Source organism: Staphylococcus arlettae (assembly GCF_002902345.1).
GTDB lineage: Bacteria > Bacillota > Bacilli > Staphylococcales > Staphylococcaceae > Staphylococcus > Staphylococcus arlettae.
Genome location: NZ_PPQB01000029.1, coordinates 40,980 through 51,478, shown reverse-complemented (window position 1 = coordinate 51,478; position 10,499 = coordinate 40,980). Strand labels below are relative to the sequence as shown.

Here is a 10,499-nt window from a genome sequence, read left to right as displayed (position 1 = left end):
GCCGCCACGTTGTACAAATTTATATCCACACACTGTATATGTGCCATAAACATTTCCTTGTAATTTTTCGTATAATTTTGTCATTGTCGTTTCTCTCCAATCGCAAAATCGTATGAATCATCTATTGTATCTGTGTGGTTACCTATTTTTACTATAGCGAATGGTTCATCATCGTTATAAATTAGTTCCGTAACGATTGCAGGATAAGATATTGTGCTATTTGGTGCTTTGAACCAAATGTAATCGTTAATATTCAAATCTCTAATTTTCATCTACCTAGCCACCTTTTTAGGGAATATGTCGTTAGCTGCTAAATGTTCAAACCACTTACCACGTACTTTTGCGTTTTCTATCATCTGCAGTCTTTCTTGCTCTTTACGTTGTTTTTCTAACTCTCTTTCTCTCTTACGATTCTCACGTAAGCGATCTTGTATCACATACTTAGTCGCACCTTGTGTGATATTCACACCTTCTGATTCATAGAAGTCGTTTACAATCTTTTCTAAAGTGTTACCACTCTTTAAATTTTTAATTAGTTTGCTTTGTGACAAACCATCGATTTCTAAATCTCTTACTCGTGATTCTGGCACATAGTGGATTGCGTCTTTAGTTTCAACTCTTAGATGTATGCCACCATCTTTCATAACGTATAGGTGACTAAGTTCTATAGCTTGTCTGTAATCCCAGCCTTCATCCAATCTATCTTGCACATCTTGTTTGTTTAATCTGTTGTTACGTAAAATCTTTTTATCTTCATTTGTTGGTTTATGTGCCACACCATTAATGTATAAAGGCCCTCTATGGTATGGACCATTATCTGTCAGCTCATCATCACGCAATCCTCTTTGATAGCGATTCGTTAATGTAGGTTCTTTAATACCAGTCATCTTACTTAACTCTTTAAATGTCATCTCTTTACCTTTATAGATCATTTTTTTATATCTCCCTGTCAGTTATTGTTGGTTCTTCAATAAATCTTACTTTGCCATCTGTATAATCAAATTCGTTTTTTTTCATATGTCGATGTATTTCTTCCTCTAACTCCCAGTTATCATCTTCGGGGTGTGCCGGAAACACAATTGTTTTTTCGAACTCGATATTGTATTTAATCTTGATTGTTTCTTCATTCATCGGTATCACCTACTCCAATTTGTGCAATTTCTGTAATAGTGTAAGTGAAGTGTAAGGCTTGTATCCTTACTCGCTCTAAGGTTCAACCAAAATTCCTTACACATTACAGGTTTTTTTGAAATTTATTCTTATATTTATATATCTATATATAGGTATATATATTAATATTTAATAAAATAAGTGTAAGGTGTAAGGTAATAGCTATAACCGTTGATATAACAGTATTTTTTTAACCTTACACTTTTCTGAATACCTTACACTTTTCTGTATGGTTTAAAGTTTTGCGCCATCTTCATCATAAAAATCAATCGTTGTTTCACGTGCATAAAAACGTATAGTTTTATGATATGCAGCAGACCATTTTACTGTTGATTCTAATCCGATGCGTCTAAGTTCTCTGGTAAATTTAGGTTTACTCACTGCTAATAAACCGTTTTTATTACACCAACTTTGGTATATAGCATAAGCTTTTTCAGTTGGTCGTCCTTCAACTGCTGGTATAGTACGATGTTTATCATCAGTTGATTCATTTAAGAATTGGAGTATTGGGTCATTGTCGTATTCATATTGCGCTTTATAATCTATGGACACTTGAGGCTCTTTGATGTAACCTGCCTCTAGTAAATTGGATAACCCTTTGAGTGATAAATTGAGTAAAGCTGATAAATGTTCAGGTTTCTTTAACTTGTGAAATATCATCGGATCTCCCTTTTGTCCATCACGTCCAAATTGTTTAAGCATAGGAATTAGTATCATACGTCGATAAAAACCACGTGAACGGTCAGAAGTTTGAGGTAGTTCATTTCCAGCAAACATAAGTTTTACATAAGGTATAAAGTTAAAATCATCTTGACCTTTACGTTCAGCATTGAATTTATCGCCAGTAACAATTGTCTTGTAGTTACCAGTTTCTTTTATAAAATCCGGGTCGATATCATCAGCTATGTTAACCATTGTGCTTTGAAGTGATGCAGGTTTAAATCGAGATTGGATATCTTTGAATGACAAAGCAGTAGTATTTTGTGTACCGTAAAAATAATGAAGCAACTTAAATAATGTTGATTTACCGTTGCCGCCAGGACTGAAGAAGAAAAACGCTTTTTGTAGAAAGTTATCTCGGTATAAGCCGTAACCAATCATTTCATATATCAGTTTCTCAACTTCTGAATCGTCGTTCGACAAATCTTTAATGAATGATTCTACTAGATCACTTTGCGCTTCTGGATAATAATCGACAGGTATTATATTGGTAATATGGATATCGGGATTAAAATCTGTGAGTTGCATTTTGCGTATATCAACAATCCCGTTATTAACGCCGACAAAATATGGCGCTGCTTGTTCTTGTGGATTTTTGCCACACAATGCCTCAAGTTTGTAATACACTTCTTTGTTTTGGTTCTCTTTAAGTGAAGGTAGGTAATTCAGCGTTAGCTTACGTATTGTGTTCTTATCTAAACTAATGTACTTTTTGCCATCAAATAAATGAGGCTTGCCATCAAGTAAGATACCGTTATGCTTGTCTGCGAGATATTCTGCAAATTGATAATGTAGAAACCCGCCTTTTTCCGAAAAGAATTGTGATGAATCAAAGTCATCATTAATGAACATTGCTTTGATATCACTTGGTAATTCAGCCATGTTATACCTCCCTTCTATGCTTGTTATAAATTGATTTAAAAACTGTATCGAATTGTCCTTCTTCTTGTAATGATGGTTGATTATGTTCATCCCAATATGAAAGCAAGTAGTAAATTACAGTAGGATTAACGTTCTTAGTTATCAAATGTCCTACGATTTTAGTCATCGCACTATTGCGACCAATATATTCACCTTCGTTTAGTCCTTTGAGTATCATTTGCCATGTGTCATCATCTACAAGTGGTTTATGCTTTATTGATCTTTGTACTTCCGCTACAGCTAAAATAGGTTCTAGTTCAAGTGGTTCTTCATCAACATATTTAAAAATGTAATTATCAACATTTTCTTCACTAACTGTTGGCAAGAACATAACTTGGCTTAGTACTTCACTTGCAGGGTCATAAAAATCCATTTCTAAAATTTTAGTAGCTATATATTGAACACTTGCTCTGTATTCATCGGATGTTAGTTCATAGCTTTTATCTAAAGGAATAACTAATCGAAATCTTGGAGCTTCTGGCTTATGGTTATGTGTCGAGTAAATAGCAAAGCCAGTATCTAATTTATTTGATACTTCACTGTAAAAATCTATATCCACAGGTATATCGTCGTAGTCAATTGTTATAAGGGAACGTGAAACTGTATTTTCATTATTACGCTTGCCTTTAACTTCACCACCAACAAAACAATAGTTTGTATTTTTATCACCAATTTTAGGCATTTCAATAAAATTCAAAAGTTTGGTGAAAGGACCCAATACAATTTGTACTGGTTCAGTTGTGTATTGGTCTTTAAAAACTGTAAATTTAATAGGTATGTCGTGATCTAATTCAATCATTGATATCTCCACCTTCGTGATAATCAATAACTAAATTTAATCTTTGTAGTTTGTAGTAGTAGGCTTCATCAATATATTCTTCACTTATCTCGTTAGTTTCTTTAAAATAAACTTCGGCATTACCTGTTTTCATACGTTTAACGAGATAATCTAATAAATCTTGATATTTATCTTTAGGAATTTTATTCATAAGAATCACTCCTTTAGAACGGTAATTCGTCTTGTAAGTCGTCTGTACCTTTAGCAAATGGGTTATCTGATTTCTTATCTTGGCTATTATTACTATTCTTGCTATCTAGCAAATCTATAGCTTGAACATTAATTTGTGGGTGTTTGAATTTATGACCATCTTTTTCAGATGTGTTAATGTTCAGTGAACCACTTACACCAATTTGTGACCCTTTACTTGTATAATTTTCAACGACTCCTACAACTCTTTCGTTAAATACAACACAGTCTACGAAGTCTGTTTCATCATTAAAACGATTAATTGCAATTGTAAAACGTGCGAATTTCTTACCTGATTTTGCTTCTTTAATATCTGCTTCTCTTACTAAACGTCCGATTCCATTAAATTGATTCATTATTTATCATCCTTTTTATTATTTTTGTAGTATTGAATGCCGTTATCTAATCTCACCAATGCTTCTTCTGCATCAGATGATGAGAGTTTTTGTGGAATGTTCATTTTCTTTTTAAGTTGTGATTCTGTTATTTTCATTAAAGGTGCTAACTCTTTAACTTTTTTATCAACATCTTTGAGTTCACTGTCACTTGCCGACTCAAATGGCTGTTCTGGCATTACATCTCCGTTAAATATATAGAGAGCTAAACCGTGTAATGCAGCTGCTTTAACAAATGCACGCTTGTATGTTTTGTTTATTTGGAACATATCAGCTTGTTTGTATGGTACTGACTTGTTTTTAAAATCAAGTACAGGCAACGTTTCAGTCTTAGTTAATCCTTTTAAAGTAATTGAAACTGTTACGCTATAACCTTCTGGTGTAGCTAGATATGGTACAAAATATTGTTCGTTGTTTACTTCTGGGTGTGGGTATTCATGTATTTTAATCTCGTAATTAGGGTCTATCTTCATTAATTCTTGATGTGCATATGACCAAGATAAGTAGTTAAGACCATTTTTCTTATCAACATGATCATTAACGTTTAATTGATTAAGTTGCTCAAACAATGATTGTTCACTCATCTAATGGCACCACGCTTTCAAATGTTGCTATATCATATTTTTTAGTAACTTCAACTTTTTCATGTACGGTCTTATCTATATCTAATATTTCGAAATCATCTTCATCAAAACGTCTTGCTTTAGATTTATTGTCCGTATATTCAACTTCTTCAATATTTTTATTTGGTCTATTAGTAATAAATAAATCCAAACCTTTTCGTTTAATTAAAAAGTATATTTTTTCATATGCGTCTGTTTTAGTTGGTTTTGTCATAATTACTTAACCTCCTCAAGTAAATATAGTTTTTCGTCAAAATCCTGTTTATTGTCTAATGCTTTCCAAACTTGCGTTTCAATCGTTCCTTTAGTTTTAAATTTGATAATCTCAACTCGGTCATGGCCACCATGTCTAATACATCTGCCACGTGATTGTTGGTATTGTGTGTAGCTATATGTTGGACAGTAATAGATGACTTGATTAGCGTATTTAAGTTCAATAGCTGCACTTCCTGCTTGAATTTGTACTAGTGTTACACTATTAGTTAATGTTTTGCGTTCATCTTGTGTTGGTAATTCAAAGTGTTGTCCGCTGACTTCAAATACTTTCTTGTCTAGTTTGTTAATGACTTCAAGTATATTGTCTTTTTCTCTTGTGAATTGGTAGAAGATAACTACATTATCATTCGTGCTTTCAAGTAACTCTTTTGTATAAGCAGCTTTAGCTTTTTGATTAGTTAAATATCTTAATGTTGCCCCTAATTTAGGTGGACTATCTAAAATAACTTGTTCACCGTTAATCTCAACAACTCTATCTTTAGCAGCTTGTGTATACGTGGTTGATTTATTAAATTCAACAAAACGTTCACTCACTTGTGGCAAATCTACAAAATATGATGTTTCTTTCATGGTTGCGATTGTTTGCCAATATCGTTCTAAAGCGTAGGTGTGTTGAAAATCGACAATTTGTTTTATGGATCTACCACCAAAATGTTTCGTTTCATATATGGCGTGTTTCTTTAAAAATTCTGTTTTGTTCTTATAAAAACCAAAGATGATAAAGTAGTTCATAAACTTGCTCCAGGATTCACCTGGTGTGGCAGACAACATTACGTAGTTTGTTGAATGCTTACATAATTTTTGTGCAGCCTTACCTCTATTACTTGTTGGATTCATAAAGTAGTGTGCTTCATCTAAAATCACAAAGTAATTACTGTAGCCACTGTATACTTTAGCTAACATTGACGATGCTATTACTTCATAATCAATTTTGATGTTTTCGTGTTGTTCCACTTTTTCTATTTCATGATTCCACTCATTCGATTTCTTTTTTGTGGGTGGGCATACGATTAACAACGGTTCGCCATTGTTATGTTTCAAATAATGATAGATTGATATAAGTGTTTTGCCGGAGCTTGTACCTAGTCCATAGAAAAATGAAGGTTTAGCTTCGTTCATTACTTTTTCTTGTGTTGGATAAAGCATCATTGTTTAACACCCATTTCATTCGCCATATTGATAGCTGTTTGGATATTTTTCCATGCACCTTCTGTAATCAAAGTGTCGATAGTTTCAATTAGATTTTTTACGTATGAAACATCATTCGAAATAATAGCGATTGTGCCATGTTGTTTTAAACTGTCAATTTGTGCTATCTGTATTGGCTTAACTTTTCCACCTTTTTCACGCTTAACCTCAATGAAAATAGCTATACCTCTATATATTGCAAACAAATCAGGTATACCAACTGGTACTCCAGGACTTCCACCATGTGTTTTCATAACAAAAGCGCCATTATCCTCTAAAAATCTACGGATTTTATTCTCAACTCTTTTTTCTGGTCCCAATTGCAAACCTCCCGAGTATGTTATATAATTAATTTGTTAAATTTATTAAATGTTTGAACCGTTAAACGTTGGCGCGCTTAGCGGTCTTTTTTATTGCGTCAAACCAGTTGTTCCAGAATGCGTAACTTGCAATGAAACTTAAAATGCTAAATACAATGCTGTAATGGAAATCTGATGTGATCATTGCAAATAGTGCTGTGAACAGAATCGCTGTTAACCATGCTAAAATGTGTTTCATCCTATCCCTCCTTTAATTTTTTAAAGTTATCAATCAAATATTGCTGCATGTATGGACCGACAAACCTGTATTCGTCATTGTTGTGTTTCGGCTTGTGTGAGAAATCTTTTATTTCGGACCATACAATTTCGTTTTTGATTAAATTTGTCATAATCCATTTTCGACTCTCATTAGATTCAAATTCTAAATCTGCCATGTTCCACCATGTTTTAGTAGTCATCGTTTCCACCTCCGTTTCATTTCGGGAACGTTCTAGTCAAAAAAATATCCGATCTCCTTTTTGTCATATCCTAAAATTTTGGCGATTGCTATTAGTTCATCAGCACCAATAGATACTTGGCCATTTTCTCTTTTAGAATATTGCGATCTAGACTTCCAATTTAATAGTTTTACCATGTCCTCTTGGCTAAGATTGTTGTCAATTCTTGATTGTTTTAATCTCTCTAAATTAATCATTTTTCTCACCTCAATCTGTTTCCTATCGGGAACAATTACTATTATTGCATTTACGTTCCCATATGTCAACGACAAAGTACAAATTTCTTTTAAAAAAGTAAGATTACCTAGAAACTTCCTATTATATGCAAATTTTAGAAATATAACTTGTGCTTATTGGGAACGTATGATATATTTAAAGTGTTCCAAAAAGGAAACAATAAAAGAAGGTGGTAATTACAATGAGAAACAACGACGAAATCATTTCTTTAATATCGAATTTAATGGACAAACATAACTTATCGACAAGCGAGTTAGCACGAAGAACAGACATGGCTAAATCAACTGTTTCAAGATACTTAAATAAATCTAGAGAGTTCCCATTAAATAGAGCAGATGATTTCGCTAGAGTTCTTAAAGTTACACCTGAATATTTGTTAGGTTTAGAAGAAAAGAAACAAACTAATTCTTTCGAAACAATAGCAGCACATCTTGATGGTGAGTTAACTGACGAAGAATGGCAAGAAGTAATTGAATACGCTGAATATATTAAATCTAAGCGTAAAAAATAAGGGGTTGTTTGTTTGAGTAGATATGAAAATATAATGATGGCAAATCAAAACTTACACATTACTGAAACTCGCCATCTTCCTACTATACTAAGTGGTGTTACCTTAGATGATATGATTTTGATAAAGAATAGTTTAAATCATACGCATAAGTTAGAAACATTAGCAGAAGAAATTGCACACTTACACATAACTTATGGCGATATACGCGATCAAACTAAGCTAATTAATAGAAAATTTGAATTAAAAGCTAGAAGATACGCGTATGAAAAATTGATACCACTACAAGGAATTATTGATGCCTTTCACTCTGGAGCATGTAACTTATATGAAGTCGCCCTATTCTTCGAAGTGTCAAAAAGCTATGTGTTAGATGCTATTGAACATTACAAAATGAAATATGGTTTAGATGTTTATTATAAAGGTTACGTAATAAAATTTGAGCCGTTGCAAGTATTCGAGCACCATAATTGGGAATAGCCAATCTGCGCTCACACGTTTTATACGTGTATGCAAATGTAGGTTGTTTAATATATATTAATTTTATTATAAGGAGAGATGCAGAATGAAAAAGGTCTTATATTTATTGTTAGCAAGTTTCTTAGTTTTAGCTGCATGTGGGAATAAGGAAGAAAGTAAATCAGAAGATAAGAAGGAAGATGAAAGTAAGAAATCGAACGACGATAAAAAAGAAGAATCAGATAAAAAAGATACGTCTAACACTGACGAATCACAACAAGCAAATACCGAACAACAACCACAAAATGTTGAACAACCACAATCTAAACAAGAACCTGTTCAATCACAAGAACAATCTCAACCAGTGGAACAACAACCTATTCAACAAGAACCTACAGACCAAGAAAAAATGGAAGCTAATGCTAAAGTGGCTAAAGAACATGGTTATACCGGCATACCTAATGGCGATGCAGGATTGTTAGATTCTGATGCTGCGTACAACGAAATTAAAGAACAAGAAGCTGCAGAACAAGCAGAACAGGAAGCTAAAGAAGCTAAATTGCAAGAAGAATATTTTGATTTATCAGATAAAATGTATGGTGAAAAAGATTACAGTGATGAAGAAATGGAACAAATGGAAAGACGACAAAATGAAATATTAGATGAAGTAGAACCAATTAATTAATTTTTCTGGGCAGTCCATACTGCCCTATATATTTTTATCTTTTTTAGGAGGAATGTACTATGACAGTTCAAAAATATGCCAATGGTAAATGGGGATATTACTTTGGCCACGATGGTAAACGTTACCGTAAGCAAGGGTATAAGACGAAACGTGAAGCTACAGAAGCAGAAACACAAGCTAAAAATCATTTGATGCAAGGTATCATTATAAATAACAAGAGTTCATTTATCGATTATTATAATCAATGGATAGATGTGAACAAAAAAGGTGTTATCACTGATCGTGCATTTCAAACTTTCGTAAATGCTATTAATCAATTTAAAACATTTCTTGAAATAGAAAACATTTCTGATGTTCGTATGGATAACTTCAACACTACTTTATACCGTAAGTTTATTAAATGGTATGGAGAAAATCATGCAACAGAATCAGTACGGAAAATACACAATTGTATTAAAGCGTCAATCGAAGATGCAATTCAGGAAGGGTTAATGCTAAAAGACCCTACTTATAAGGCTGTTGTAAAAGGCACTAAGCCAACACAACGAGAAGATGATAAGTTTATGAGTATCAAACAATATAAGGGATTAAAAGACTATGTAAAAGGCACATACAAGCAATCATACTTGTTCATCTATATATTAATCATAACTGGTGCGAGATTTGGAGAAGTGCAAGCGTTAAATAAATCAGATTTAAACTTTATAAAGAACACTATCCACTTACCGGGTACAAAAACAGAAACATCTGATAGAACAATAGATGTTCCTAAAATGGATATGAAATATATTGAAACTGCCCTATCGAATATGCCAACGAATATGAGTGGGCAATTATTTAATACTGGTACATCATTAATTACGAATAATGCAGTGACTAAAGTTTTACAAAAATACTGTTTAGAAAATCAATTAGGTAAATACACATTGCACTCTATCAGACACACCCACTGCTCTTACCTACTTCATAATGGCGTATCAATTTATTATATTTCAAAACGACTAGGCCATCGAAATATAAAAACGACAATGGACGTGTACTCCCACCTATTAGATGAAACTGCAGAAATCGAGAAAGACAAGGCTATGACTGCATTAGAAGCAATGCCAACGTCGTTGGCGTAAATGTACATTTTTGAGTGTTATATTGGCGTAACGTTGGCGTAAACATTTTATTACGGTGCATAACGAAGAATATCGAGATATAACAAAACCCCGTTATATCAACATCTTAACCAACGAAGAATAACGAGGAATATCGAAATAACGGAGAGTGAGGGATTCGAACCCTCGAGACGCTTGTGGCGCCTACACACTTTCCAGGCGTGCTCCTTCGGCCAGCTCGGACAACTCTCCAAATATAAGTATAAAAAAACAGAAGCGATATTTCACTTCTGTTTGTATGACCCCGACGGGACTCGAACCCGTGTTACCGCCGTGAAAGGGCGGTGTCTTAACCGCTTGACCACGGGGC

At 33.4% G+C, this 10,499-nt stretch carries 18 protein-coding genes and 2 tRNA genes; 4 read left to right on the top strand and 16 right to left on the bottom strand.

Annotated elements, in window-relative coordinates:
* Nucleotides 1–80: 80 nt before the first annotated feature.
* The 14 genes from CD036_RS12420 to CD036_RS12360 all read right to left on the bottom strand — a co-directional run bounded on the left by CD036_RS12420 (nt 81) and on the right by CD036_RS12360 (nt 7,334).
* Entirely contained in the window at nt 81–272 is a 192-nt protein-coding gene (locus CD036_RS12420) for a hypothetical protein (RefSeq protein WP_103388799.1), read from the bottom strand.
* Entirely contained in the window at nt 273–932 is a 660-nt protein-coding gene (locus tag CD036_RS12415; RefSeq protein ID WP_103388798.1) for a hypothetical protein, read from the bottom strand.
* Between the two features lie 4 nt (nt 933–936).
* The gene (locus CD036_RS12410) at nt 937–1,140 is read right to left on the bottom strand and encodes a hypothetical protein (protein WP_142385147.1); all 204 of its coding nucleotides are present in this window, start codon (nt 1,138–1,140) and stop codon (nt 937–939) included.
* A gap of 264 nt (nt 1,141–1,404) precedes the next feature.
* Nucleotides 1,405–2,772: a DNA primase family protein gene (locus CD036_RS12405; RefSeq protein WP_244913815.1), complete on the bottom strand. Its 1,368-nt coding sequence runs from the start codon at nt 2,770–2,772 to the stop codon at nt 1,405–1,407.
* A gap of 1 nt (nt 2,773) precedes the next feature.
* The gene (locus tag CD036_RS12400) at nt 2,774–3,610 is read right to left on the bottom strand and encodes a primase alpha helix C-terminal domain-containing protein (RefSeq protein WP_103388796.1); all 837 of its coding nucleotides are present in this window, start codon (nt 3,608–3,610) and stop codon (nt 2,774–2,776) included.
* The gene (locus CD036_RS12395) at nt 3,603–3,800 is read right to left on the bottom strand and encodes a hypothetical protein (RefSeq protein WP_103388795.1); all 198 of its coding nucleotides are present in this window, start codon (nt 3,798–3,800) and stop codon (nt 3,603–3,605) included. The genes CD036_RS12400 and CD036_RS12395 overlap by 8 nt, the downstream gene beginning before the upstream one ends.
* Before the next feature lie 13 nt (nt 3,801–3,813).
* A complete protein-coding gene (locus tag CD036_RS12390; protein WP_103388794.1) occupies nt 3,814–4,194 on the bottom strand; it encodes a single-stranded DNA-binding protein in 381 nt (126 codons plus the stop codon).
* Nucleotides 4,194–4,817 carry a Sak single strand annealing protein gene (locus CD036_RS12385; RefSeq protein WP_103388793.1) on the bottom strand — a complete coding sequence of 208 codons (624 nt, stop codon included), beginning with the start codon at nt 4,815–4,817 and terminating at the stop codon, nt 4,194–4,196. The genes CD036_RS12390 and CD036_RS12385 overlap by 1 nt, the downstream gene beginning before the upstream one ends.
* Nucleotides 4,810–5,070 (bottom strand): DUF2483 family protein, encoded by a 261-nt coding sequence (locus tag CD036_RS12380; RefSeq protein ID WP_103388792.1) that lies wholly within the window; start codon nt 5,068–5,070, stop codon nt 4,810–4,812. Before CD036_RS12380 ends, CD036_RS12385 begins: the two co-directional genes overlap by 8 nt.
* A 2-nt stretch (nt 5,071–5,072) precedes the next feature.
* Nucleotides 5,073–6,281, bottom strand: a complete 1,209-nt coding sequence (locus tag CD036_RS12375) for a helicase-related protein (RefSeq protein WP_103388791.1) — start codon at nt 6,279–6,281, stop codon at nt 5,073–5,075.
* A complete protein-coding gene (locus CD036_RS12370; RefSeq protein ID WP_172606413.1) occupies nt 6,278–6,640 on the bottom strand; it encodes a PDDEXK family nuclease in 363 nt (120 codons plus the stop codon). The genes CD036_RS12375 and CD036_RS12370 overlap by 4 nt, the downstream gene beginning before the upstream one ends.
* A gap of 61 nt (nt 6,641–6,701) precedes the next feature.
* Entirely contained in the window at nt 6,702–6,878 is a 177-nt protein-coding gene (locus CD036_RS13210; protein WP_172606412.1) for a hypothetical protein, read from the bottom strand.
* Nucleotide 6,879: 1 nt separating this feature from the next.
* Nucleotides 6,880–7,098: a DUF771 domain-containing protein gene (locus CD036_RS12365; protein WP_103388789.1), complete on the bottom strand. Its 219-nt coding sequence runs from the start codon at nt 7,096–7,098 to the stop codon at nt 6,880–6,882.
* Nucleotides 7,099–7,130: 32 nt separating this feature from the next.
* Nucleotides 7,131–7,334, bottom strand: a complete 204-nt coding sequence (locus CD036_RS12360; RefSeq protein ID WP_103388788.1) for a helix-turn-helix domain-containing protein — start codon at nt 7,332–7,334, stop codon at nt 7,131–7,133.
* Between the two features lie 221 nt (nt 7,335–7,555).
* Between CD036_RS12360 and CD036_RS12355 the strand changes: the two genes are divergently transcribed.
* The 4 genes from CD036_RS12355 to CD036_RS12340 all read left to right on the top strand — a co-directional run bounded on the left by CD036_RS12355 (nt 7,556) and on the right by CD036_RS12340 (nt 10,150).
* Nucleotides 7,556–7,885, top strand: coding sequence for a helix-turn-helix domain-containing protein (locus CD036_RS12355; RefSeq protein WP_103388787.1), 330 nt, complete (start codon nt 7,556–7,558; stop codon nt 7,883–7,885).
* A 12-nt stretch (nt 7,886–7,897) separates the two neighbouring features.
* Nucleotides 7,898–8,362, top strand: coding sequence for an ImmA/IrrE family metallo-endopeptidase (locus CD036_RS12350; RefSeq protein ID WP_103388786.1), 465 nt, complete (start codon nt 7,898–7,900; stop codon nt 8,360–8,362).
* Nucleotides 8,363–8,447: 85 nt separating this feature from the next.
* Nucleotides 8,448–9,026, top strand: a complete 579-nt coding sequence (locus CD036_RS12345; RefSeq protein ID WP_103388785.1) for a hypothetical protein — start codon at nt 8,448–8,450, stop codon at nt 9,024–9,026.
* A gap of 59 nt (nt 9,027–9,085) precedes the next feature.
* The gene (locus CD036_RS12340; protein WP_103388784.1) at nt 9,086–10,150 is read left to right on the top strand and encodes a site-specific integrase; all 1,065 of its coding nucleotides are present in this window, start codon (nt 9,086–9,088) and stop codon (nt 10,148–10,150) included.
* Between the two features lie 142 nt (nt 10,151–10,292).
* Here CD036_RS12340 and CD036_RS12335 read toward each other — a convergent pair.
* Together CD036_RS12335 and CD036_RS12330 are read right to left on the bottom strand one after the other, a co-directional pair.
* Nucleotides 10,293–10,381 (bottom strand) — tRNA-Ser (locus CD036_RS12335).
* 47 nt (nt 10,382–10,428) lie between these two features.
* Nucleotides 10,429–10,499: transfer RNA gene (locus CD036_RS12330), tRNA-Glu, on the bottom strand.